Here is a 25,013-nt window from a genome sequence, read left to right as displayed (position 1 = left end):
TCACCGACGCCATCCGATGGCACTACTGAAAGTATTGATTGACCATGAATGTTTGCGAATTCTACGATCACGCGCTGGCCGAACGTGGCTATCAGGCTGACGAGGCGCAGCGGCGTGCCATTGACCGTCTGCAGCGCTCTTACGATGAGTGGGTCGCGTACAAGTCGCAGCGCTCAAGTACCTTCAAGCGGCTGATCAATCGTCCGGATGTCCCGCGCGGGGTCTACATGTGGGGTGGTGTCGGACGCGGCAAATCGTTTCTCATGGATAGTTTTTATTCGGTAGTGCCGGTGGTGCGCAAGACGCGCATTCATTTTCATGAATTCATGCGAGACGTTCATCGTCAACTGGATCAGTTGAAGGGGATTGCCAATCCGCTCGATGAAGTCGCACTGCGTATTGCCAAGAAGTATCGATTGATCTGCTTCGATGAGTTTCATGTCTCCGATATCGCCGATGCCATGATTCTTTATAATCTGCTCAAGGGCTTGTTTGATCATGGTGTCTCGTTCGTGATGACCTCCAATTACCTTCCTGATACGCTTTATCCCGAGGGGTTGCACCGCGATCGCATGCTGCCGACCATCCAGTTGCTCAAGGATCGTCTGGATGTGATGAATATTGACGCTGGTGTCGACTACCGCAAGCGCGCTCTGGAGCAGGTCGAGATTTACCATACACCGCTCAATGCAAAGACGAACAGTGCCTTGCGCGATGCGTTCGCTGCTGTGGCAGAAACCGCAGATGAAGATACACAACTGCATATTGAAGCACGTGAAATCCGTGCGCTACGGCGCGCTGGTAGCGCGATCTGGTTTGATTTCGCCACGCTTTGTGGCGGACCGCGCTCGCAAAATGACTACCTTGAAATAGCCAGTCGTTTTCAGACCGTCATTTTGTCTGACATACCACGCATGTCGGTAGCCATGTCGTCGGAAGCACGTCGCTTTACGTGGCTCATTGATGTGTTTTACGATCACAAGGTGAAACTGATCATGTCTGCCGAAGTACCTCCGGAGGAGCTTTATACCGAAGGTACCTTGTCAAATGAGTTTCATCGCACGGTTTCACGTATCATTGAAATGCAGTCGCGCGAATATATGGACGCCGAGCGACGGCTGGTAGCTGATACGCTGGATTGAAATGGAAAACCCTTACATGCATTCACTTTTTGCTTCGAAAAAGATATTGAAACATGCCCTCGGGCTGCTTGGTTTGCCGCTCATGGTGCTCGCTACCTGCACGCCCGCGATAGCTCAGGAGGCCGACAAGCTGGCGGTGACGGAGATCCCCTTTAGTCAGCGCTATCCGGCAAACTCCATCAATTCCATCGAGCGTGCCGATCAGGTACTGGATGTTGCCGCCAAAGAGCGAGCCTCACTTGACTATCAGTACATTGATGATCAACGCGCCTGTTACAAGCATTTTTTTGTCGCTTATTGTCTGGAAAACGCCAAGGAGCATCATCGCGTTCTGATCAAGCAGATTCGTGAAATTGAAGCGGTTGCCAACAGCTACAAGCGTCAGTCCAAGGCAGACGATCGTGATAAATCGCTCGAAGAGCAGCGTATCAAGGATGATCAGGATGCAGCGCGCCGTTTGCGGGATCAGCAAAACAAGAGCGCCGCGACTGCACGCCAGGTAAAGGATAGTGCTGCCAAGCAGCAAACAGTTGATGCACGTGAAGACTCGGCCGTCGGTCATGAAAATGACCGAGTCAGGGCACACCAGGCGAAATTGAAGGCAGAAGCGGCAGATGAGGCTGCCAAGGCGCCACAGCGCGCCGCCAACGAGCAAGCCTATAAGGATAAAGTGAAGGCGGCTGAGGCGCATCGTCGGGATGTTGAGGCCAAGAAGGCTGCCAAGGATAAAGAGCGTGCTGAAAAGAAACAGCAAGCGGCAGCACAGGGATCAGCACAAAACGCGACAGAGACGGCCCCGCTGACAGGCGGTCAGGCGAAGTAACCAGGTCGGTGGCAGGGTGCTGCGATTGTTGCCTCGCTGAAGGTGGATTACACTGTCGCCAGCATTGTCTCTCGAATTTTCCTGGAAGAGGCTCAGCGGCCACCAGTCACTATTTTGCAATAGAAGCCAATATGACCATGACGCACCGAGAAGAAATACAGCGCCGCATTATCGAATTGGAAGTCGAGCATCGTGATCTGGACGCCGTGATTGATCTTCTGGTTCAGGGATCGCGTCATGAGGAACTGCAACTGCGTCGGCTGAAGAAGCGAAAGTTGCAATTGAAAGATCATATAGTGTTGCTGAAAATGCAACTTACACCCGATATTCCCGCCTGAAATTTCTCTGTCATTATCTATCTCTCTGCCTGTCTGATCAGCAGCAATCAGAGCGCTGATCAGAAGGGCTCTTCAGCGGCTTCAGGCATAATACGGCTGCTTGCTTCTGGCAGGCTGGGCTGGCATCTTGGCTGGTTTGCTAATCATTTTCCGTTTTCTTTTTTTACAGGCATGACTCAGTGAGTTCCATCGAAGATAGCGTCACTTCTGCACCGCATGGTATTCATGACGCTGATGTCGAGAAGCTGTTTGGTGCGGGTGGCCCGCTTGGTGGTCAGGTTGGTAGTTATCGTCCGCGCCACTCGCAGATCGAAATGGCAAAGGCCATTGCTGATGCGATTGCCAGTCAACGTACGCTCATTGCAGAAGCAGGCACAGGGACCGGAAAGACCTTCGCGTACCTGGTTCCAGCATTGCTCTGGGGCGGCAAGGTCATTGTCTCTACTGGTACCAAGAACCTGCAGGATCAGCTTTACTCGCGCGATATTCCCACCGTGCGCAAGGCACTTGGCGCGCCGGTGTCGGTGGCGCTGCTCAAAGGGCGAGCCAACTATGTTTGCCATTTTCACTTTGAGCGGACCTTGCAGAATGGCAGAATGACGTCGCGCGAAGACGTCGGTTACCTGCGGGAGATATCCCGCTTCATCAAGACCACTTCCACCGGTGACAAGGCTGAATTGACGAAGGTGCCGGAGACTGCGCCGATCTGGAATCTGGTAACTTCTACGCGTGATACCTGCTTTGGTGCTGAATGTCAGTACTATCAGGATTGCTTCGTGATGAAAGCACGTAAAGAGGCGCAGCAAGCCGATGTGGTAGTGGTCAATCATCATCTGTTCTTTGCCGATGTCGCGCTAAAAGATACGGGAGTTGCCGAGCTGCTCCCAACCGCCAATACGGTTATCTTCGATGAGGCCCACCAGTTACCGGAAACCGCCACGATGTTCTTCGGCGATACCATCTCGACTTCTCAGATACTGGAGTTATGTCGTGACGTGTTGGCCGAAGGCTTGTCGCACGCGCGTGATGGCGCTGACTGGGCCCGTGTAGTTGCTCCGGTTGAGCGCGCTGCACGGGATTTGCGCCTGGCATTTCCTGAGGATATCGTGCGCCTCGCCCTCAATCAGATTGCACCTTCCAGTGTCTTTTTCCCCGCACTGGAGACCCTGCGTGACTGTATGGACGACATGATTGCAGTGCTTGAAAAACAAGCCGAGCGCGCCGAAACGATTGAGCAGTGCCGTACCCGCGCGCTCGAATTATCGCAGCAGCTCGATAGTTGGAATGGCCCTGAGGATCAGGTCGCAGATGACAAGGCGCAGAACTACGTTTTGTGGGTAGAGGCCTTCACTTCTTCGCTGCAGCTCCATCGCACGCCACTGTCGATTGCACCGATTTTCAACAAGCAACGCGAAGGCGTACCGCGCGCATGGATTTTCACTTCGGCCACGCTGGCGGTGAAAAATGATTTTCATCACTACACCTCGCAGATGGGGCTGTGGAATGAGCCCGCTCAATCCTGGCCCAGTCCGTTCGATTATGAGCAGCAAGGTTTGTTGTATGTGCCACAAAGCCTGCCGCAGCCGAATGCGTTTGAATACACGGATGCTGTCATCGATGCGGCATTACCGGCAATGATCGCCGCTGGCGGCAAAACCTTTTTGCTTTGTACTACCATTCGCGCTGTCAATCGGGCGGCCGAACGTTTGCGTGAAGAGTTTGAGAGGCAAGGCTTGCCATTCCCCTTGATGGTACAAGGTGAGGCCGGGCGAACCGAGTTGCTTGATCGCTTTCGCGCAGCGGGTAATGGCGTGCTCATTGGCAGTCAAAGCTTCTGGGAAGGAGTGGATGTGCGTGGCGAGGCGCTGTCCTTGGTAATTATTGACAAGTTGCCATTTTCTCCGCCGGATGATCCCGTCTTGTCGGCCCGTATTGCTGAATTGGAGAAAAAGGGCCTCAATGGCTTCGTCCATCATCAATTGCCGGCGGCAATCATAAACCTGAAACAGGGAGCTGGGCGACTGATTCGGGATGAAAGCGACCGTGGCGTACTGATGATTTGTGATCCGCGTCTTATTTCCAAAGCGTATGGTCGTCGCATCTGGCAAAGTTTGCCGCCATTCAAGCGCACCAGGGAAATTGCGGTGGTGGAGGATTTTTTTGTGCAAAGGGCGGCGCAGGCCGAATCCAAGCAGTCGGGCTGATGCGGACATACCTGGATGGCGTTCTATGTATGCGGGTGGGGGGGGCTGCAACCGTGCGCTTGTCAGCCCTTCTTTTTCTGGAGTGAATTTCCCGCGAATTTGCTTTGGGCCTTCGGTTAAAATGGCGAAATGAAAATACTCATCAGTAACGACGACGGCTATCTGGCACCGGGGATTTCTGCTCTGGCCGATGCTTTGTCTGCAATTGCAGAGATAACGGTGGTGGCGCCGGACAGCAATCGTTCAGGCAGCTCCAATTCTCTGACGCTGGATCGTCCACTATGGGTCGAGCGCGCTTCCAATGGCTTTTACTACCTCAACGGTACGCCGTCAGATTGTGTGCACGTTGCTTTGACTGGCTTGTTGCCTGAGCGTCCTGATCTGATTGTGTCGGGGATCAATCAAGGGCAAAACATGGGAGACGATACTCTTTATTCGGGGACGGTTGCGGCTGCGACTGAAGGGTTCCTGTTTGGCATCCCAGCAATTGCATTTTCCCAGCTGCACAAGGGATGGCAGCATCTTGATAGCGCTGCCCGGATTGCACGAGAAGTCGTGGAGCGCAAGTTCGATACCCTTGAAAAGCCGTTTTTGCTGAATGTTAATATTCCCAATCTGCCGTATTCGGAGATCAGATCCTGTGTGGCGACCCGGCTCGGTAAGCGTCACCAGTCGGAGCCTGTCTACAAGATGCAGGATCCGTACGGCAAAGACATGTTCTGGATCGGACCGGCTGGCAGTGTCAGGGATGCCGGAGACGGCACTGACTTTCATGCAACCGCTCTGGGGCATGTCTCCATTACGCCATTACGCATTGACCTGACGCACTTTGCCCAACTTGAGCAATTGAGGAAGGCATTGGCATGAGCGCCAAGCAGAGTCGCTTTCCGTTGACCCTTTCTTCGGTGGTGGAGAAGAAGACGGGCTCAACGACGACTCGGACTGCGGTCTCGTCGACGCGGAATGATGTGTCTGCTCGTAGTGTGGTCACACCGCAGACCGCCACCCGCAATGCTGCCCAGAATCAGAGTCGTCAGGCCAGCAAAGGAAGTATTGTGCCGGGGCAGTCAGGTGCGACTTCGGGCTTGACAGGTAACCGGACTGCATCGCGTCCTGTGGCATCAAATCCGGCTGTCGCAGCATCGGTACGCACAGCACCACTGGTTTCGGATGCGGTACGCAAGGCAATGGTAGCGCGGGTCGCCAAGCAGGGTGTGAGAGATTCACAAGTGCTGGCTGCGATGGAGGCGGTACCGCGTCATCTGTTCATGGAGCCAGCCTTGTCTAGTCAGGCTTACATTGATGCGTCCTTGCCGATTGGGCACCATCAGACCATTTCGCAGCCCTATATTGTGGCGCGCATGATCGAAATCATGCGTGATAATCAAAAAGGCAAGACGCTGGATCGCGTGCTAGAGATCGGTACGGGTTGCGGTTATCAGGCGGCTGTCTTGTCGCTGGTCGCCAAAGAGGTCTATTCAATCGAGCGTATCAAACCATTGCATGAACTTGCCAAAAACAACTTGCGGCCGTTGCGGATTGCCAATATTCGCCTGCATTACGGAGATGGTATGCTCGGCCTGCCGCAGGTAGCACCTTTCGATGGCATCATTCTGGCGGCAGCAGGCTTGGAAGTGCCGCAAGCACTGCTGGAGCAGCTTGCCATCGGCGGTCGCCTGGTGGCACCGGTTGGAGCTCGCCAGCAGATGTTGCAACTTATTGTGCGTGTCAGCCAGTACGAATGGCTCAGTGAAACGCTGGAGCAATGCCATTTTGTTCCATTGCGGCCCGGCACTGTGTAATCAGAAAAGCAACGCAACACCAACTGACAGCGCCAAGGATCCTGCCTGGCCTGTTCTGATGAACTTCTCTCGCTACGTGCGAGTCAACGCTACCGTTGTAGAAATTAATGTAATGAGCATGAATAAAAATCGTTTGGTTTTCCTGGGAATGGTCGTCAGCTTGCTGGCTGCGTGTTCTACAACACAGACATCGGCCCCGGTCATTGACCGTAGTTCAAGTGTTTCTTCCAAACCTGCCATCGATGCTTCCAGGAGCACTGCTGTTGTTCCCAAACCTGAGGGTAAGGGGTATTACACAGTCAAGAAAGGCGATACGCTATACCGGATTGCGCTTGAGTCAGGGCAAAGTTACCGGGATATCGTGGCCTGGAACAATCTGACCAATCCCAACGACATCAAAGTTGATCAGGTATTGCGTGTGGCCCCGCCCGAAGGTGCGCAAACCGCGGCGGTTGTGACTGGTTCGGCTGGTCTTGAAGTGAAGCCATTGGCGCCCGCTGGTGCTACGCAGCAGGGTCTGGGCAGCAATAAGACGGGGCCGCGTGGTGACAAGCGAGCGTATTCAGACAGTAATCTCGCAGAACTCCAGAAACCTGATAATGGAGGAGTCACTGCGCAACCTGCTGCTGCACCTTCGACGCCAAGGGCTGAGCCGGAAAAATCAGTTCCTGTGGCCGCCGTCTCGGAAGATGATGCAGTTTCCTGGGGCTGGCCGGCTGATGGCAAGGTCATCGCCACCTTTGATGGTGCCAAGAAGGGCGTTGATATTGCAGGCAAGGCTGGTCAGCCAGTACTGGCTGCCGCGGGTGGTAAAGTCATGTATGCTGGTAGCGGAATTCGCGGTTATGGTAATTTGGTCATCGTCAAGCATACGAACAACCTGTTGTCGGCGTATGCGCACAACAAGACAATATTGGTCAAAGAAGGGCAAGTGGTTACCAAGGGGCAGAAAATTGCAGAAATGGGTAATTCGGATACCGACAGCGTGAAGCTGCACTTCGAAGTCCGTCTGCAAGGCAAGCCGGTCGATCCATCGAAATATTTGCCGCCACGTTAGCGTATGAGCCAAAGTCCTCGCAATCAATTGCCCGATGATGAATCCCATCCAGACGATGCAATGGAGTCGCTGGAGCAGGAGGATGGTTTGGAAGTGATTGAAGAGGGCGAGCCCGGAGAGGGAGCTGCGGAGGTTGTTGTCGTTGCCGAGGGGGTGGAAGAGCTCAAGAAAGTGTTGGCCGCAGAGCTCTCGACGGATACGACACAGCATTACCTGAACCAGATCGGGGCGCGGCCACTGCTGACTGCCGCCGAAGAATTGCACTTTGCGACCTTGGCCAAGCAAGGCGAGTTTGCTGCCCGTCAGACCATGATCGAGCACAACCTGCGTCTGGTTGTGTCGATTGCCAAGCACTACATCAACCGTGGTGTCGCTTTGCTGGACCTGATTGAAGAAGGTAATCTAGGTTTGATGCGGGCCATCGACAAGTTTGAACCTGAGCGAGGATTCCGTTTTTCGACCTATGCGACATGGTGGATCCGTCAGAGCATTGAGCGGGCCATCATGAATCAGGCGCGGACTGTGCGCCTTCCCGTACATATGGTGCGGGAATTGAATCAAATCCTGCGGGCCAAATATCATCTAGAGGCGCAACAACGCGATGGACGTGATGCCACAGCGGAAGACATTGCCCATCTGGTAGATCGATCGGTGGAGGATGTGCAGGACGTTCTGACCTTGTCGGAGCATGCAGCCTCTCTCGATACGCCGCTGGACAATGATCCGCAAGCAAGTCTGATTGACTTGCTGCCGGGCTCGGTTGATGAAAACCCGGACGCACAGGCTGAATGTCACGAAATGTCGGTGTTGATTCGTGATTGGCTCAGAAATTTACCGGACAAGCAGCGTATTGTGATCACTCGGCGCTTTGGCTTGGATAATGACGACCCTTCTACACTGGAACAATTGGCGCTCGAAATGGGGATTACCCGCGAGCGCGTGCGTCAGGTGCAACAAGAAGCCTTGATCAAGCTCAAGCGTACGCTCGTTGCGCGTGGCGTCAGCAGGGACGCGTTGTTTTAACTTCCCACCGGTGCCGCGATCGCGGACAATAGTGCTTTTGTATTTTCAGGCTGCTACGGTGGCCTCTTTTATTTGTTTCTATGCAGCAAAATACCATTGATATCAAAGCCCTCGATATGGACGGGCGAGGCGTTGGTCATCTGGCCAATGAAGACGGTACCCAAGGCAAGGTGATTTTTGTCGAGGGCGCGTTACCTGGCGAGCAGGTCAGCTTCCAGTCATATCGCAAGAAGCCCAAATGGGAGGCGGCGACCATGACAGCGTTGCACCGTGAGTCGTCATTGCGGGTGAAGCCGCAATGTGCTTATTTCGGTATTTGTGGTGGCTGCGCAATGCAGCATTTAGAGCCTGCAGCGCAGGTGGCAATGAAGCAGCGGGTGCTTGAAGACAATCTTTGGCATCTCAGCAAACTCAAGGCAGGGACGATGCTGCGTCCGATCTATGGGCCGACTTGGGGATATCGTTATCGGGCGCGTATTTCAGTCAAAAATGTCGTAAAAAAGGGCACCGTACTGGTGGGATTTCACGAAAAGAAATCTCCCTTTGTCAGTGACATGAAGACGTGTGAAATTCTTCCACCGCATGTCTCGGCCATGCTAGTGCCGCTGCGAGGCTTGATTGCATCCTTGTCGTTGATTGATAAGGTGCCGCAGATAGAGTTGGCAATCGGAGAGGGTGATGGTGGCAAGCAGGTGACTGCCATGGTGTTGCGCGTGATGGACACGCCGACTCAGGATGATGAGGCAAAGCTGAAGGCATTTGCTGATCAATATGGCGTCGAATGGTGGTTGCAAACCAAAGGGCCGGATACGGCCAAGCCTTTCTATCCGGCGCAATCCGAACTGCATTACACGTTACCGGAGTTCGGTGTTCGCATGCCGTTCAAACCGACCGATTTTACTCAGGTCAACCACCAGATCAATCGTGTACTGGTCGCACGCGCATTGCGTTTGCTGGATGTTCAGGAAGGCGACCGGGTGGCGGATTTGTTCTGTGGCCTCGGAAATTTTACGCTGCCTATTGCGACAATGGCACGCGAAGTGGTGGGTATCGAAGGTAGTACTGCGCTGACAGAGCGCGCCGCCGAAAACGCCGCCGTCAATGGCGTCAGCGATAAAACTGTTTTTTATTGTCGTAATTTATTTGAGGCGACTGCGGGAGATTTTGTTGCCTTGGGCCAATTTAATCGTATGTTGATTGATCCTCCGCGTGAAGGTGCGCTCGAGGTGTGCAAGGCGATTGCTGGCTTGATTGGTGAGCATGCTCAGTTGAAGCCCCGCAGGATCGTCTACGTTTCCTGTAATCCAGCAACGTTGGCAAGAGATGCCGGTGAATTGGTGACCCAGGGTGGTTACCGTCTGACGATGGCAGGAGTGGTGAACATGTTTCCGCACACGGCGCACGTGGAGTCGATTGCCGTATTTGATTTGCTGTAGAGCCTACGATTGTATTGCCAAAAAGAAAAAGCCGACTTTGTGTCGGCTTTTTTGTACTTACTTCGCTGAGCGAAGCCATTGCTTAGTTACGGTTGCCACCGAAGATGCCAAGAATCGACAGCAAATTGACGAATACGTTATAGACGTCGAGGTAAATTCTGAGGGTGGCAGAAATATAATTTGTCTCACCGCCGTTGATGACTTGCTGTACGTCAAACAGGATGTATGCTGAAAAAATAGCAATGGCGACGACTGAAACGGTCAGCTGCAATGCGGGCAGTTGCAGGAAAATATTTGCCAGTGAAGCAACAATAATCACCAGTACACCGGCGAACAGCCATTTTCCCAGTCCGGAAAAGTCGCGCTTGGACACTGTTGCAACCGTTGCCATGGCAGTAAAGACCAGTGCCGTGCCGCCAAAGGCTGTCATGATCAGTGTGCCGCCGTTGGAGAATCCTAATGTGTAGGAAATCAGACGTGACAGCATCAAGCCCATGAAAAACGTGAATCCGAGCAATACTGCAACCCCGAGGCCGGAATTCTTGGTCTTTTCAATTGCAAAGAAGAAAGCAAAGGCGATGCCCATGAAGATCATGAAACCGAGCATTGGGCTGCGAGCAAACAGACTGAAGTGCATCTGTACTCCAAGCCACGCGCCCAGGACGGTGGGGAGCATGGACAGGGCAAGCAGCCAGTAAGTATTGCGCAGTACACGATTGCGAGCGAGAAGACTGGTATTTGCCGGATTAAAAGTATTTTGTAGACGTTGATTCATTGTTCCTCCAGATGCGATTAAATGCGAACACAGGATAGCATGACAGATGTATTGTAAGACACCGGTGGTATCGAGGAAGTTCGATCAGGTAGGTAGCAACATCTGTCCAAATGCCGTTGGTCAATCGCAATTAGATTCAGGTGTGCTGATTCGTGGTAGAATCAAAGGTTGATTGAATTGTTAATCATCGGCTTTAAGCCTTTCTTTTTATTGGAGTTTTTACACATGGCAATTGAACGCACCCTGTCGATTATCAAACCGGACGCAGTCGCGAAAAACGTGATCGGTCAGATTTACACCCGTTTCGAAAACGCCGGCTTGAAGATTATCGCTGCGCGCATGATCCATTTGTCGCGTGCTGAAGCGGAGGGCTTTTACGCTGTTCACCGCGAGCGTCCTTTCTTCAAGGATCTGGTTGATTTCATGGTTTCCGGTCCTGTAATCGTTCAAGCCCTGGAAGGCGAAAATGCGATTCTGAAGCATCGTGACCTCATGGGTGCAACCGATCCGAAGAAGGCAGAGAAGGGCACTATCCGTGCTGACTTTGCTGATTCGATCGATGCAAACGCAGTGCACGGTTCCGACGCAGCAGAAACAGCACAAGTTGAAATTGCCTATTTCTTCCCGGCGCTGAACATCTATTCGCGTTAATTTGTAAGGTGAAAGCCTTGATGTGGACTTGATTTGACATCAAGGTTGAACCAAAGTGTTTAAGTTATGACGACAGCTCTCACCAATCTGCTGGATCTGGATCCCGCGCAGCTCATCACTTATTGTGGTGAGCTGGGTGAGAAGCCGTTTCGTGCCAAGCAATTGCAGCGTTGGATACATCAGTACGGTGTGTCTGATTTTACGGCCATGACTGATCTGGCCAAATCATTGCGTGAAAAACTTGCCACGCGCGCATTCGTTGCTGCGCCAGCGATCATCAGTGATCACACCTCGACCGATGGTACGCGCAAATGGCTGGTCGATGTTGGTAATGGCAATGCCGTGGAAACGGTATTCATTCCTGAAGAAAATCGTGGCACCTTGTGCATCTCGACGCAAGCTGGTTGCGCCGTGAATTGCCGTTTCTGTTCCACTGGTAAGCAGGGGTTCAACAGGAATCTGAGTGTGTCAGAAATTATCGGCCAACTATGGATGGCTGAATTTGAATTGCGTAAGACCAAAGGTGTAGAGCCTGGTCCCAAAGGGGAGCGCCAGATCACCAATGTGGTGATGATGGGTATGGGCGAACCTTTACTGAATTTTGAGCCTACCGTTACCGCTCTGAAGCTGATGCTCGACGATAACGCGTACGGTCTCTCACGTCGTCGAGTGACATTGTCGACTAGCGGCGTTGTGCCAATGATGGACAAATTGTCGCAGGAATGTCCCGTAGCACTTGCTGTCTCTCTGCATGCATCCAATGATGTTTTGCGTGATGGCTTAATTCCACTGAATAAAAAATATCCGCTGCGTGAGCTGATGGCAGCGTGCAAACGTTACCTCGAATTTGCGCCACGTGATTTCATTACATTTGAGTATTGCATGCTCGATGGTGTCAATGATACCGATGCCCATGCGCGTGAGCTTGTCGCGCTGGTGCAGGGCGGTGTTGATGGTGCATCAGCGGTGCCATGCAAATTTAATCTGATCCCCTTTAATCCATTCCCTGAGTCGGGACTGAAGCGCTCGCAAAATCCTCGCATCAAGGCTTTTGCGCAGGTATTGATGGATGCCGGGATCGTGACCACCATTCGCAAAACGCGAGGTGATGATATTGATGCTGCTTGCGGTCAGTTGGCTGGTGAAGTCAAGGATCGCACCCGGGTGCAGGAGCGGATGCAGAAAATGTCTGAATATCAGCAAAAATACGGCAAGGATTTTGGTCGCATCGTGGAGATTCCTGGGTGACCCGCTGCTGGTTGCGGGCTGCCTTGTTTCGAATCGCAGCAAATGCGCAGGTACACAATGACTGGCAATACGGTCCGGTCGCAAAAAAATCATTCCTGATGGCGTCTGTAGCATGGTTCGTCATCTGGAGCGAACATAAAGTGGGCAATCAAGCAGCCGAACATGATCTGGTGACGCTATTGCGTTATCGCCATCTGTCTTCGTTAGAATACGCGGCTTATCAACTTGGAGCATTTGATGAGTGATCTGCAGGAAAATGAGGTGCCGGTTCCAGAGGTTGTGACAGGAGCCGAAGAGGTAAACAAAAGTCTGCCAGGTGCTTTATTAGCGGCCAAGCGTCAGGCCAAGGGATGGTCGGTCGAGCATGTGGCGAGCCAGTTGAAGTTTGCGGCGCGTCAGGTGGTTGCGCTTGAGGCCGATAACTACGGTGCATTGCCAGGGCCGGTGATTGTTCGCGGGTTTGTCCGAGCCTATGCCAAATTGCTTGGTTTGGAGTCTGCATCACTGGTCGCAGCTTTGCCTCAGGATGGTACGCCGCCAGTGACGCACATTGCGCCGCAGCGTACGCTGTCAACGCCATTTTCCGAGTCGCCTTTGCCACTTGGCAATCGTAAGAAGCTACCAGTCGGTATCTTGGTGGGTGGTGCGTTGATTGTGGTGATAGCAGGTTTGGCGTTGGTTATTCATCGTACAGAGCTGTTTGACGGTGTGCCTCAGCTCGCATGGTTGAAGCCAGGCGATAAGCCCGCTGTCGTCGAGGACTCTGCGCCGCCATCTTCGACTGAAGAGCAGGCCCAGGCGGATCCGGCTGAGCCGTCGCCAGAGGTGCAGGACAGCACTGACAAGGATAAGCAGGATAAGCTAGATGCGGATGCTAATAAAACCGCAAGCATGGCCAGTCAGAGTTCCCCGCCTGCTGTCAAGCCGGCCGAGTCTGCGCCTGCTAAGGTGTCTGCGCCGGTGTCAGCAGCTGTAGCGGCAACATCGCGGCCTACCAAGCCGGCTGACGAGGCAGAGTCTGCAACCAAGCCTGCTCAGGCCGTGGCAGCTCAGGCTGCTGGAGGAAGTATTAACATCAGTAATAGCAAAGATCTGCTACGCCTGAACTTCCACGAGGATTCATGGGTCGAAATTCGTCGCGCTGACAAGAGTGTCGTTATTTCGCGCCTGCTTAAGGCGGGTACCAGCGAGGCGTTCGATATTACGGAGCCAGTGACTGTAGTCATCGGCAATGTAGCCGGGGTTGATGCCAGCTTGCGCGGTTCAAAGCTCGATATTCAATCTGACAGCAGCAATAATGTCGCGCGACTCAGTCTGAAGTAGTCATCTATTCGAAAACAGTTTTTCTATGTCATCTTCTAGCTTCCCTATTGCCTCTGGACCACTGGCACGACTGCCAAGGCGTCGTGCTGTGATTCGCTACGGAGAACGGCAGGTTGTCGTGGGTGGTGGTGCGCCAGTGATGGTGCAGTCAATGACTAATACTGATACAGCTGACGCAATCGGTACCGCGATTCAGATTAGAGATCTGGCCCGTGCAGGTTCTGAAGTGGTTCGCCTGACAGTGAATACTCCTGAGGCGGCAGCAGCAGTTCCGGCCATTCGCGAGCAGCTTGATCGAATGGGCGTGGATGTGCCGCTGGTCGGCGACTTTCATTACAACGGACATACGCTTCTTAACGAATATCCGGATTGTGCTCGCGCTTTATCGAAGTATCGTATTAACCCTGGTAATGTCGGCAAAGGGGCGAAACGGGATACGCAGTTTGCGCAGATGATTGAAGTCGCCTGTCGTTATGACAAGCCAGTCCGCATCGGCGTGAATTGGGGGAGTCTCGATCAAGAGCTGCTTGCCCGGATCATGGATGAAAATGCACAGCGCAAGGAACCTTGGCCAGCGCAGTCAGTGATGTACGAAGCGCTTGTGACGTCTGCGATCGAAAATGCGCGGCGTGCAGAAGAGCTGGGGCTGGCAGGCGATAAAATTATTTTGTCCTGTAAGGTCTCTGGTGTTCAGGATTTGATCGCTGTATATCGCGAACTGGCGCGTCGTTGTGACTATCCTTTGCACTTGGGGTTGACCGAAGCGGGTATGGGCAGCAAAGGTATCGTAGCTTCAACCGCAGCACTTTCTGTGCTGTTGCAGGAAGGGATTGGCGATACGATTCGGATCTCGCTGACGCCAGAGCCGGGAGGCGATCGCACGCGTGAGGTGATCGTCGGTCAGGAAATCTTGCAGACCATGGGGCTGCGTAAATTTACGCCAATGGTGATTGCATGCCCAGGTTGTGGCCGCACGACCTCAACCGTATTTCAGGATCTGGCGGACAAGATTCAGACCTATTTGCGCGACCAGATGCCTGTATGGAAGGGCGAGTATCCAGGCGTTGAAAGCATGAATGTTGCAGTCATGGGCTGTATCGTCAACGGACCTGGTGAGTCCAAACATGCCAATATCGGCATTAGTCTGCCTGGAACCGGAGAAACGCCGGCGGCACCAGTATTTATCGATGGTGAAAAGAAGATGACTTTGCGCGGAGAAAATATCGCGGAGGAATTTCAGCTCATCGTCCTGCAATATGTGCAAACACATTATGGCAAACCGGTTGTTGCCTGATTGTCTGCCACTTTGGCGCGCACCCGTTTTTGTTTTGATGTGCGCTGGATAACCTTATAGATCATTAGCATGTCTGAAAACAAGAAATCCGAAAAAATCGTCGGTGTCAAAGGAATGAATGACATTCTGCCGGCCGATGCTCCACTGTGGGAGTTGTTTGAGAACACTGTTCAGTCAGTGCTCAAGAGCTATGGCTTTCAGCAAATTCGCACCCCCATCGTCGAGCCAACCGCGCTGTTTGCGCGCGGTCTTGGTGAGGTTACCGATATTGTCGAGAAGGAAATGTATTCCTTTACTGACTCGATGAATGGCGACAATTTGACGCTACGTCCTGAGAATACAGCCAGTGTTGTGCGTGCAGCGCTTGAGCATAATCTCACCTATGATGGACCAAAGCGGTTGTGGTACGCAGGGCCAATGTTCCGTCACGAACGCCCACAGCGCGGCCGCTACCGGCAGTTTCATCAGGTTGGCGCGGAAGCACTCGGTTTTACTGGTCCCGATATTGATGCTGAACTGATCATGATGTGTCAGCGCCTGTGGGATGACCTGGGCCTGCAAGACATTCGGCTTGAACTCAACTCGATTGGTAATGCGGAAGAGCGTAATCGCCATCGTGCCGACTTGATCAACTATTTTGAACAGCATCATGACCTGCTCGATGCTGATGCGCGTCGTCGTTTACATGCTAATCCGTTGCGGATTCTTGATACAAAGAATCCTGCGATGCAAGATATGGTCAACGCGGCCCCTAAACTGCTGGATTATTTGGGCGAAGAGTCTCTGTCGCACTTCGAGGGTGTACAGAAAATCCTGCGTCACAACAATATCCCATTCACGATCAATCCCCGTCTTGTCCGCGGTATGGACTATTACAACCGGACAGTATTTGAATGGGTCACTGACCAGTTAGGCGCACAAGGAACTGTCTGTGGTGGGGGGCGCTACGATCCGTTGATCGAAATGTTTGGCGGCAAGCCGACACCTGCCTGTGGATTTGCAATGGGTGTTGAACGCCTGCTGGAGTTGATGAAGGTCAGCGGTGAGCAATACACGCCCAATCAGTGCGATGTCTATATGGTGCATCAGGGTGAGGAGGCACAATTGCAGGCGTTTGTCATGGCGGAAAGATTGCGCGGTGCAGGCCTGGATGTTGTGCTACATTGCGCATCGGCCGGTGCTGGTGGCAGTTTCAAGTCGCAAATGAAAAAAGCTGACGCAAGCGGTGCAGGGTTCGCCGTCATCATTGGTGATGACGAAGTCGCCAATTCAACTGCAACAGTCAAAAATCTGCGTGCTCAGGACAGTGAATCGAATCAGGTAACCATCGGATTTGACGACGTGCCCGATCACGTGGTGAACCAGATTGTTGGCGATCATGCTCATGATCACGACCATGAGCACGTGCACTACCATCCTTGAACAATTGACAGAGTGAGTCTCGGAATTCACTTTTAAACTTTTAGACATCATTCATGGCATACGATCTCGAAGAACAAGAGCAGCTGGCTTCCATCAAGGCATTCTGGAGCAAATATGGCAATTTGTTGACCTGGGTATTGATTGTTGCTCTGGCAGCTTATGCAGCCTGGAGCGGTTGGCATATTTATCAAAGCAGGCAGGCACAGCAGGCGTCGCAGCTCTATGAGGAGCAGCAAAAAGCGGTTCAGGCCAACGATGGTGCCAAGGTATTGCGTGCGGCGACCGATATTCAGGATAAATTCGGTAGCACTGCCTATGCACAGATGAGTGGGTTGGTCGCTGCCAAACAGGCATTTCAGGCCAATGATGGCGATGGTGCCAAGAAGCAGTTGCAGTGGGTGATTGATCATGGTCGGGATGCAGAGTATCGAGCCATAGCCGCTATCCGTCTAGCCGGAATTCTGCTCGATGCGAAGGCTTACGATGATGCCTTGAAGCTCTTGTCGGGTGACTTCCCTGTGCAGTTTGCGGGCGCTGTTGCTGATCGGAAAGCAGATATTCTCGTAGCACAAAACAAGTTGGAGGAAGCGCGTAAGGCCTATCAAACAGCGCTCGACAAAACGGACGAGCGCAATCCTGCGCGTCAACTTATCCAGCTAAAGCTTGATGCCATTGGCGGTGCCGCCGTCTCGGCAGCCGGCTGAGCGGGTCTGATTGTTTCGAGATGAATTCGATGAGAAGAAAGAATAAGATGCCTCAACAGTCACAAATATTATTCAAGCGTGCAGGTGTGTTATCGGCAAAGGTCGTGGTAGTCGGTGTATTTGCGCTCCTGTCTGGTTGCTCGTTGTTTTCGAGTAAAAAAGAGGCTAATCCGCCTGCGCCGTTAGTCGAATTCAAGCAGACCTTGCGTACGCAAACTCTGTGGAGTGCCGTCATTGGAAAGTCCTCTTCTTCTGAGAAGGCGGCCACTTATCAACTGACTCCGGTGTATATGCAGGGGAGTATTTTTGCAGCTGCAACTGGTGGTGCGGTTGCGCGTCTGAGTGCTGATACTGGTCAGGTGGTATGGCGCGTTGACGCAGGCATGTCATTGACTGCGGGTGTCGGTACTGATGGTAATGTCGTCGTCGTTGTCGGTGAAAAAGGTGTGATTCAGGCTTATGATGCTACTGGCAAGCCAATGTGGAAGTCGCAGGCGCCGAGTGAAGTATTGTCCGCACCTGTGGTCGGATATGGAATGGTGATCCTGCGCAGTATTGACAATAGCATTAGCGCCTATGATGCAGATAGTGGCAAGCGCCGCTGGATTGTGACTCGGCCATTGCCGACATTGACCCTGCGTAGCGCACCAGGCATGGTTCTGGATTCGCAGACAGTCTACGTTGCATTACCTGGTGGTCGCTTGTCAGCAATGGCAACCAATAATGGTGGAGCCCGTTGGGAAGTTGCTGTAGGCGATCCTCGTGGCACAACGGAACTCGAACGTATTGCAGATGTTTCCGGTGTACCCGCACTTGGTGTTCGTGATATTTGTGCGGTAGCGCATCAGGGCCGTATTGGCTGCTTTGATGTGGCGAATGGAAATGTACGTTGGGCCCGATCATTTTCCAGTGATTCCGGCCTGACGTTGGACGGACAGTACGTATTTTCGTCCGATGACAAGGGCGGTGTTACTAAATTTGCGCGTGATACGGGCGCATTGCTCTGGCACAGGGACAAGTTGCTGGCTTACCGCCGACTGTCACCGCCAATCGCTGTAGGCAAGGCGGTTGCTGTTGGTGATTATCAGGGGTATGTGCATTTCCTTTCTGCGGATGACGGATCCTTAGTCGCTCGTATTAGTACCGATGGCAGCCCGATTCAAGTGACACCGATTGTCGCTGGTGATGCTGTCGTTTTTCAAACTCAAGCAGGAACATTGGTCGCTTTAGCGGCGGAATAATATTTAATGAAGCCGGTTATTGCACTAGTTGGTCGTCCCAATGTCGGTAAATCGACATTGTTCAATCGGCTCACACGTTCGCGTGATGCGCTCGTCGCTGATTTGCCCGGTCTCACACGTGATCGTCATTACGGTGAGGGGCGAGTTGGTGAGCGTCCTTTTTTGGTGATCGATACTGGTGGTTTTGAGCCGGTAGCGAAAGAGGGCATCATGCACGAAATGGCCAAGCAGACCAAGCAGGCGGTGGTCGAGGCTGATGTCGTTATTTTTATCGTGGACGGACGTCAGGGATTGACGCCGCATGACAAGACGATCACTGACTTTCTACGCAAGTCAGGACGCTCGGTCATGCTTGTGGTCAACAAGGCAGAGGGGATGAAATATACCTCGGTGACAGCAGAGTTCTATGAGCTTGGTCTGGGCGATCCGTATGTCATCTCGGCCGCGCATGGTGATGGCGTTGCCGACTTGGTCGACGAGTCAATCAATCTTGCTCTTGTACAGCGTCCTGAATTGGGTGAAGAAGTCGAAGTTGCTCGCGGCACCAAGATTGCGATAGTAGGGCGTCCGAATGTCGGAAAATCTACATTGGTTAATACCTTGCTCGGTGAAGAGCGGGTTATTGCTTTCGATATGCCAGGTACAACGCGCGATTCTATCGAGATTCCTTTTGAGCGTGACGGCAAGCAGTATACATTGATTGACACGGCAGGGATTCGCCGTCGCGGTAAGGTGTTTGAGGCGATCGAAAAATTTTCGGTTGTGAAAACTTTGCAGTCGATTTCTGAAGCCAATGTTGTCCTGTTGCTGCTGGACGCACAGCAAGATATCTCGGAGCAAGACGCGCACATCGCTGGATTTGTGCTGGAGTCCGGAAGAGCCCTGGTGGTTGGTGTTAATAAGTGGGACGGTCTGCAAAGTGATCGGCGTGATGAGATCAAGATGGACCTTGAACGCAAGCTGAACTTCCTGTCGTTCGCAAAATTCCATTTTATTTCTGCGCTGAAGTCGACTGGTATCGTACCGTTGATGAAGTCAATTGACTCGGCCTATGCAGCGGCGATGGCCAATTTGACGACCCCTAAACTGACCCGTGCGCTGATTGAGGCTGTTGAGCATCAGCAGCCGCGCCGTAAAGGCTCTATTCGACCTAAACTACGTTATGCACATCAAGGTGGACAGAATCCGCCGGTAGTAGTGATTCACGGCAACGCATTGGAAGCTGTGGATGATAATTACAAACGGTATCTGGAAAAACATTTCCGTGAAACTTTCTCTTTGATTGGCACTCCACTGCGTATCGAGTTCCGCTCGAGCAAGAACCCTTTCATTCGCCAAGATAAATAGATTCGGGATTCTTGGCGGTAGTAAGGAAATCGTATACATTCATAACGCATAGATTGGTAAAGCACTTGAATTTTCATCAGGTGCCTCCAAATCCTAATCACAACAACATAGTGGAGCTGCCATGAGCAACAAAGGGCAATTGTTACAAGACCCATTTCTTAATGCTTTAAGAAAAGAGCACGTCCCCGTTTCGATCTATCTGGTCAACGGTATCAAACTGCAAGGACACGTTGAGTCGTTCGATCAATATGTTGTTCTTTTGCGTAACACGGTGACTCAAATGGTTTACAAACATGCCATTTCGACCGTGGTTCCTGCCCGTGCCGTCAATCTCAGCCTTGATTCGACAGAAGCAGAATAATGGATTGTCCAGTCCGGCTTTACGCCGTGTGCATCTGATATGCGTGCCGCGCTAGTTGGTCTGGATTTCGGCAAAAATAATTTTGCCGCCAGTCTGGATGAGCTTTATCTATTGGCAAAGTCTGCTGGTGTAGAGCCTGTTACGACAATTACAGGTAAGCGCGCCAGCCCAGACGCAGCCTTATTTGCCGGTTCCGGTAAGGTGCAGGAGGTTGTAGATGCTGTTGCAGATTTGCAACTTGAAATCGTTATATTCAATCACGCCTTGTCTCCTGCTCAGCAGCGTAATCTTGAGCGGCTGCTGAAGGTTCGTGTTCTTGATCGTACCAGCCTGATTTTGGATATTTTTGCTCAACGTGCCAAAAGCCACGAGGGTAAGGTCCAGGTTGAATTGGCACAGCTTCAACATTTGTCTACACGTTTGATTCGTGGATGGACCCACTTGGAGCGGCAAAAGGGTGGTATTGGCTTGCGCGGTCCGGGTGAAACCCAGCTGGAGACTGACCGTCGGCTGCTTGGTGAGCGAGTCAAGGCTTTGCGTAATTTGCTTGATAAATTGCGGCGCCAGCATGCGACACAACGGCGTGCGCGTGGTCGTAATGACACATTCTCGGTGTCGCTGGTTGGTTACACCAATGCAGGTAAATCCACCGTTTTCAATGCGCTCTCCAAAGCAGGTGCGTACGCGGCCAATCAGCTGTTTGCTACTTTGGATACTACCTCAAGACGTGTTTATCTCGGGGAAGTCGGGCATGTTGTAATTTCTGACACCGTTGGTTTCATTCGAGAATTGCCGCACCAACTGGTGGCTGCATTTCGAGCAACGCTCGAAGAAACGATTCATGCGGATCTGCTGTTGCATGTGGTTGATGCTGCCAGTTCTGTGCGCATGGAGCAGATTGAGCAGGTCAACCTGGTGTTGAAGGAAATCGGTGCAGATCATATTCCTCAAATTCTTATCTGGAACAAGATTGATGCTGCGGAACTTGAGCCGGCAGTTGAGTATGATGAGTATGGTAAAATCCGCAGAGTTTTTGTCAGCGCCAAAACCGGGGCTGGTCTGGATTTATTGCGGCAGTCTATTGCAGACTCACTGAAATCAGCGGTAGAAGCGCGCAGACAAATGCAGGCTCAGGTTGTCGATTCTCAAGATGTGCACGCGCACTAAGGTCGCTGGGTAATTGCTGGAGGTGCACTTTTCTCGTGTGGCCGGCTTGCCTGGCAAATAGTTTAGTTGGCGGTCATTCCCTTTTGACGTATTTAAAAATTAAGCCGGATCGCAACGCATGCTTGGTTCTCTCATCAAAAAACTCGGTTTGAAATTCTCGTTAAACGACCCTCAATGGGGGCGTGGTTCGCAGGATGATAATAATCGTCAAAATCCCAACAATGGTAACAAAAAGCCTGAAGATGGTCCGCCCGATCTGGATCAGCTTTGGCGTGATTTCAATAATCGCATCAGCCGCCTGTTCGGCAAACGCGGTGGTGGAGGCAGTGGCCCGGATAACAACGATGGCTTCAATCGCGGTGATATAAAAAATGCCGGCATTGGTGTCGGCTTGATTGGTGCTGTGGTTGTTTTTCTTTGGCTCGCCAGTGGATTTTTTATTGTGCAGGAAGGGCAGACAGCCGTTGTGATGACGTTTGGGAAATATAGTCATACCACCCTGGCTGGTTTCAATTGGCGCTGGCCTTATCCGATACAAAGCCATGAAATCGTTAATGTTTCTCAGGTACGTACAGCGGAAATCGGCTATCGCGGGAACCCCAAGAATAAGCAGCTTAAAGAGTCGCTCATGCTGACAGACGATGAGAATATCATCGACATTCAGTTCGCGGTTCAGTACACCCTCAAGGATGCATCGCAGTGGTTGTTTAATAATCGTGATCAGGATGAAACTGTGCGCCAGGTTGCCGAGACTGCAATCCGCGAAATTGTCGGTCGTAGCAAAATGGATTTTGTGCTGTATGAAGGTCGTGAAAAGGTTGCGCTCGATGTGGGACAGTTGATGCAGCAAATTCTCGACCGATATAAGTCTGGTGTCCAGATTACCAATGTCACGATGCAGGGTGTCCAACCACCTGAGCAGGTACAGGCTGCATTCGATGATGCTGTGAAGGCCGGTCAGGATCGCGAACGTCTGAAAAATGAAGGCCAAGCGTATGCCAACGATGTGATTCCAAAGGCCAGCGGTGCTGCATCGCGTCTGCTGGAAGAGGCTGATGCTTACCGCTCGCGAATCGTCGCGAATGCCGAAGGTGATGCTGCGCGCTTCAAGCAGGTTCTGGAGCAGTATCAAAAAGCACCTGCGGTCACTAGAGATCGTATGTACCTGGAAACTATGCAACAAATCTTTACCAATACCACCAAGGTGATGGTGGATGCCAAGAGTGGCAGCAATCTCTTGTATTTGCCTTTGGATAAGTTAATGCAGCAGATTGATGCTGCTGCACCTGCAAAGCCTGGTACGCCACCCGCAACTTTACCTGCTACTCCGGGAACTGAATCCGTGTATCCGTCAGAGATGTCGCGAGATTCGCGTAATCGTGATGAGCGTGACGCGCGTGATCGGGAGGTACGCTAATGAATCGTCTGATTACCAGCATTGTTGTCGTCGTACTGGCAGCTTTCTTACTCTCATCAACGATTTTTATTGTTGATCAGCGGCAGTCAGCGATTGTGTTTGCGTTGGGTGAAGTCAAGGAAGTAGTAACTCAACCGGGGTTGCACTTCAAATTGCCACCACCTTTCCAAAACGTCGTGTATATCGACAACCGGATTCAGACGCTCGATACACCGGATGCTGATCGTTTTATTACCGCTGAGAAAAAAAACGTTCTCGTTGATTCTTTCGTCAAATGGCGCATTGTGAATCCCCGTCTCTATTTTGTGAGTTTTGGTGGTGATGAGCGTCGGGCACAAGATAGGTTGTCGCAAATCGTCAAGGCTGCGTTGAATGAGGAAATCACCAAGCGTACGGTGCGTGAAGTGATTTCCGGTGAGCGTGGCAAGGTCATGGATGCTATCCAGCGCAAGGTTTCTCTGGAGGCAACGCAGATTGGTGCTGAGATTATTGATGTGCGTCTGCGTCGGGTCGACTATGTTGAGCAGATCAATAACTCGGTATTTGATCGCATGAAGTCGGAGCGGGCACGAGTAGCTAACGAGTTACGATCGACTGGTGCGGCGGAATCGGAGAAAATACGGGCTGATGCGGATCGTCAGCGTGTCGTGTTGCTCGCAGAAGCCTATCGTGATGCAGAAAAGATTCGTGGAGAAGGCGATGCTAAGGCATCCCAGATCTATGCTCAGGCATTTGGCCAGAATCCGGATTTTTACAAGTTCTACCGTAGTTTGGAGGCGTATCGTGCCAGTTTCAAGACTCGACACGATGTGCTGGTGGTAGACCCCAGTTCCGAGTTTTTCAAATATTTCAAAGGCGTAGGGGGGCTTGGCGCCAAGAAATAGCAAATGTCGTGGCAGGACTACAAATTCATGGAGGACTGATGCTGCTTGTTAGGGGCATCTTTCCTTTTTTGAAGTCCAAAATCTTTGCTGTGTTCCAATTGCTGATGTGTTTTTACCAAGGCATGCATGTCTTTTGACTTGCGTGCCTTGCTGCGTGTGTAGTGGAAGTACTTTCATAATATTTTAGATTGATTTGTTTTATGCCTAATTGGCTTCTTCCTGAAAATATCGCTGATGTCTTGCCCTCCGAGGCGCGCAAGATTGAAGAGTTGCGCCGGCGCATGCTCGACAACTTTCGTCTGTACGGCTATGAAATGGTTATGCCACCGCTGCTGGAGTATCTTGAATCCCTGTTGACGGGAGCTGGTCAGGATACTGATTTGCGTACCTTCAAGCTGGTGGATCAGTTGTCCGGCCGGACGTTGGGAATTCGTGCGGACATGACCACGCAGGTGGCACGTATTGATGCACATTTGCTCAATCGTGATTCTGTTACCCGCCTTTGCTACGCCAGCAGCGTCCTGCATACACGTCCTTCCGGCTTGCATGCTACGCGCGAGCCACTGCAGATCGGTGCGGAAATCTACGGTCATGGCGGACTTGAAGCGGATGCTGAAATTCAGGAGTTGGCGTTGTCCTCGCTGGCGCAGGCCGGGATTACCCAGGTTCGTCTGGATCTTTGCCACGTTGGAGTCTTACGCGCAATTATTGCAAATGACGAGAAGGCGCGTCAGCAAGCCGCGCAGCTCTTTGATTTGCTGCAAGCCAAGGATGTGCCAGGTTTGCAGGAACTGAGCAAGGATTATCAGTCGCAGGTGAGGGATGCGTTGCTGGTGCTGCCCGGCTTGTACGGCGATATCGATATCATCGCCAAGGCACGTCAGATGCTGCCGGCGTTTCCTGGTATTGCCCAGGCACTCGATGAGTTAGTCGCGTTGGCGCAATTGGCAGGTGAAGCGAATGTCACTATCGATCTGGCTGATCTGCGGGGCTATCATTACCATAGCGGCGTGATGTTCGCAGCCTATGTGCCGGGACTGCCCAATGCGGTAGTGCGCGGTGGTCGTTACGACCACGTGGGCGAGGCGTTTGGTCGTTCGCGCCCTGCGACTGGATTTTCCATGGATCTGCGAGAGCTTGCCCGACTGTTGCCGGGTGCTGAAAGAAAGCGTGCAATTCGTGCTCCATGGGGTACTGAGGCCGGGTTGCGTGAGAAAATAACGGAATTGCGGCAAGCCGGGGAAGTTGTGATTCAGAGCTTCCCTGGTCACGAAAACGACCAAGACGAGTTTGACTGTGATCGTGCAGTCGAATTGAGCGATGGAAATTGGATTATCAAAAATTTGGGTTAAGC

General features: G+C 52.1%; 25 protein-coding genes. 23 read left to right on the top strand and 2 right to left on the bottom strand.

Going from position 1 to position 25,013, the window contains the following annotated elements:
* Positions 1-44: 44 nt before the first annotated feature.
* Both zapE and FHW66_RS02930 read left to right on the top strand, forming a co-directional pair.
* Entirely contained in the window at positions 45-1,142 is a 1,098-nt protein-coding gene (gene zapE / locus FHW66_RS02935) for a cell division protein ZapE (protein WP_183378197.1), read from the top strand.
* A 16-nt stretch (positions 1,143-1,158) separates the two neighbouring features.
* Positions 1,159-1,965, top strand: a complete 807-nt coding sequence (locus FHW66_RS02930; RefSeq protein ID WP_183378196.1) for a hypothetical protein — start codon at positions 1,159-1,161, stop codon at positions 1,963-1,965.
* Positions 1,966-2,057: 92 nt separating this feature from the next.
* On the opposite strand, the gene FHW66_RS20835 is transcribed toward FHW66_RS02930, so the two are convergent.
* Positions 2,058-2,204 (bottom strand): hypothetical protein, encoded by a 147-nt coding sequence (locus tag FHW66_RS20835; protein WP_255458829.1) that lies wholly within the window; start codon positions 2,202-2,204, stop codon positions 2,058-2,060.
* Between FHW66_RS20835 and FHW66_RS02925 the strand changes: the two genes are divergently transcribed.
* The 7 genes from FHW66_RS02925 to rlmD all read left to right on the top strand — a co-directional run bounded on the left by FHW66_RS02925 (position 2,142) and on the right by rlmD (position 9,825).
* Positions 2,142-2,303, top strand: coding sequence for a YdcH family protein (locus FHW66_RS02925; RefSeq protein WP_255458823.1), 162 nt, complete (start codon positions 2,142-2,144; stop codon positions 2,301-2,303). The genes FHW66_RS20835 and FHW66_RS02925 overlap by 63 nt on opposite strands.
* Positions 2,304-2,482: 179 nt before the next feature.
* Positions 2,483-4,507 carry an ATP-dependent DNA helicase gene (locus tag FHW66_RS02920; RefSeq protein WP_183378194.1) on the top strand — a complete coding sequence of 675 codons (2,025 nt, stop codon included), beginning with the start codon at positions 2,483-2,485 and terminating at the stop codon, positions 4,505-4,507.
* Positions 4,508-4,636: 129 nt separating this feature from the next.
* Entirely contained in the window at positions 4,637-5,374 is a 738-nt protein-coding gene (gene surE, locus FHW66_RS02915; RefSeq protein WP_183378193.1) for a 5'/3'-nucleotidase SurE, read from the top strand.
* Positions 5,371-6,309 (top strand): protein-L-isoaspartate(D-aspartate) O-methyltransferase, encoded by a 939-nt coding sequence (locus FHW66_RS02910; RefSeq protein WP_183378192.1) that lies wholly within the window; start codon positions 5,371-5,373, stop codon positions 6,307-6,309. The genes surE and FHW66_RS02910 overlap by 4 nt, the downstream gene beginning before the upstream one ends.
* Before the next feature lie 118 nt (positions 6,310-6,427).
* Entirely contained in the window at positions 6,428-7,366 is a 939-nt protein-coding gene (locus FHW66_RS02905) for a peptidoglycan DD-metalloendopeptidase family protein (protein ID WP_183378191.1), read from the top strand.
* Positions 7,367-7,426: 60 nt separating this feature from the next.
* Positions 7,427-8,389: an RNA polymerase sigma factor RpoS gene (rpoS, locus tag FHW66_RS02900; RefSeq protein ID WP_370543400.1), complete on the top strand. Its 963-nt coding sequence runs from the start codon at positions 7,427-7,429 to the stop codon at positions 8,387-8,389.
* An 80-nt stretch (positions 8,390-8,469) separates the two neighbouring features.
* Positions 8,470-9,825 (top strand): 23S rRNA (uracil(1939)-C(5))-methyltransferase RlmD, encoded by a 1,356-nt coding sequence (gene rlmD / locus FHW66_RS02895; protein ID WP_183378189.1) that lies wholly within the window; start codon positions 8,470-8,472, stop codon positions 9,823-9,825.
* An 82-nt stretch (positions 9,826-9,907) separates the two neighbouring features.
* Here rlmD and FHW66_RS02890 read toward each other — a convergent pair whose 3' ends face one another.
* A complete protein-coding gene (locus FHW66_RS02890; RefSeq protein ID WP_183378188.1) occupies positions 9,908-10,600 on the bottom strand; it encodes a Bax inhibitor-1/YccA family protein in 693 nt (230 codons plus the stop codon).
* Between the two features lie 225 nt (positions 10,601-10,825).
* On the opposite strand from FHW66_RS02890, the gene ndk reads away from it, so the two are divergent.
* The 14 genes from ndk (at position 10,826) to FHW66_RS02820 (ending at position 25,011) form a co-directional block, all read left to right on the top strand.
* Positions 10,826-11,251 carry a nucleoside-diphosphate kinase gene (gene ndk / locus FHW66_RS02885; RefSeq protein WP_183378643.1) on the top strand — a complete coding sequence of 142 codons (426 nt, stop codon included), beginning with the start codon at positions 10,826-10,828 and terminating at the stop codon, positions 11,249-11,251.
* A 66-nt stretch (positions 11,252-11,317) separates the two neighbouring features.
* Positions 11,318-12,499, top strand: coding sequence for a 23S rRNA (adenine(2503)-C(2))-methyltransferase RlmN (rlmN, locus tag FHW66_RS02880; protein ID WP_183378187.1), 1,182 nt, complete (start codon positions 11,318-11,320; stop codon positions 12,497-12,499).
* Positions 12,496-12,744, top strand: coding sequence for a hypothetical protein (locus FHW66_RS20710; protein ID WP_183385575.1), 249 nt, complete (start codon positions 12,496-12,498; stop codon positions 12,742-12,744). The genes rlmN and FHW66_RS20710 overlap by 4 nt, the downstream gene beginning before the upstream one ends.
* Positions 12,737-13,822, top strand: coding sequence for a helix-turn-helix domain-containing protein (locus FHW66_RS02870; protein ID WP_183378185.1), 1,086 nt, complete (start codon positions 12,737-12,739; stop codon positions 13,820-13,822). Before FHW66_RS20710 ends, FHW66_RS02870 begins: the two co-directional genes overlap by 8 nt.
* A 25-nt stretch (positions 13,823-13,847) precedes the next feature.
* Positions 13,848-15,116 (top strand): flavodoxin-dependent (E)-4-hydroxy-3-methylbut-2-enyl-diphosphate synthase, encoded by a 1,269-nt coding sequence (gene ispG / locus FHW66_RS02865; RefSeq protein ID WP_183378184.1) that lies wholly within the window; start codon positions 13,848-13,850, stop codon positions 15,114-15,116.
* Positions 15,117-15,185: 69 nt separating this feature from the next.
* Positions 15,186-16,538, top strand: coding sequence for a histidine--tRNA ligase (gene hisS / locus FHW66_RS02860; protein WP_183378183.1), 1,353 nt, complete (start codon positions 15,186-15,188; stop codon positions 16,536-16,538).
* A 53-nt stretch (positions 16,539-16,591) separates the two neighbouring features.
* A complete protein-coding gene (locus tag FHW66_RS02855; RefSeq protein WP_183378182.1) occupies positions 16,592-17,242 on the top strand; it encodes a tetratricopeptide repeat protein in 651 nt (216 codons plus the stop codon).
* A gap of 47 nt (positions 17,243-17,289) precedes the next feature.
* The gene (gene bamB, locus FHW66_RS02850) at positions 17,290-18,483 is read left to right on the top strand and encodes an outer membrane protein assembly factor BamB (protein WP_183378181.1); all 1,194 of its coding nucleotides are present in this window, start codon (positions 17,290-17,292) and stop codon (positions 18,481-18,483) included.
* 6 nt (positions 18,484-18,489) lie between these two features.
* Positions 18,490-19,830, top strand: coding sequence for a ribosome biogenesis GTPase Der (gene der / locus FHW66_RS02845; RefSeq protein ID WP_183378180.1), 1,341 nt, complete (start codon positions 18,490-18,492; stop codon positions 19,828-19,830).
* Between the two features lie 121 nt (positions 19,831-19,951).
* Positions 19,952-20,191, top strand: a complete 240-nt coding sequence (gene hfq, locus FHW66_RS02840; protein ID WP_183378179.1) for an RNA chaperone Hfq — start codon at positions 19,952-19,954, stop codon at positions 20,189-20,191.
* Positions 20,192-20,230: 39 nt separating this feature from the next.
* Entirely contained in the window at positions 20,231-21,358 is a 1,128-nt protein-coding gene (gene hflX, locus FHW66_RS02835) for a GTPase HflX (RefSeq protein WP_183378178.1), read from the top strand.
* Between the two features lie 118 nt (positions 21,359-21,476).
* Positions 21,477-22,775 carry an FtsH protease activity modulator HflK gene (gene hflK / locus FHW66_RS02830; protein WP_183378177.1) on the top strand — a complete coding sequence of 433 codons (1,299 nt, stop codon included), beginning with the start codon at positions 21,477-21,479 and terminating at the stop codon, positions 22,773-22,775.
* A complete protein-coding gene (gene hflC, locus FHW66_RS02825; RefSeq protein ID WP_183378176.1) occupies positions 22,775-23,659 on the top strand; it encodes a protease modulator HflC in 885 nt (294 codons plus the stop codon). Before hflK ends, hflC begins: the two co-directional genes overlap by 1 nt.
* A 200-nt stretch (positions 23,660-23,859) precedes the next feature.
* Positions 23,860-25,011 (top strand): ATP phosphoribosyltransferase regulatory subunit, encoded by a 1,152-nt coding sequence (locus FHW66_RS02820; protein WP_183378175.1) that lies wholly within the window; start codon positions 23,860-23,862, stop codon positions 25,009-25,011.
* Positions 25,012-25,013 lie beyond the last annotated feature (2 nt).

The sequence above is a fragment of the Herbaspirillum sp. Sphag64 genome (assembly GCF_014192645.1).
Classification (GTDB): Bacteria; Pseudomonadota; Gammaproteobacteria; order Burkholderiales; family Burkholderiaceae_D; genus Herbaspirillum.
This window is presented reverse-complemented; position numbering and strand designations above follow the sequence as displayed.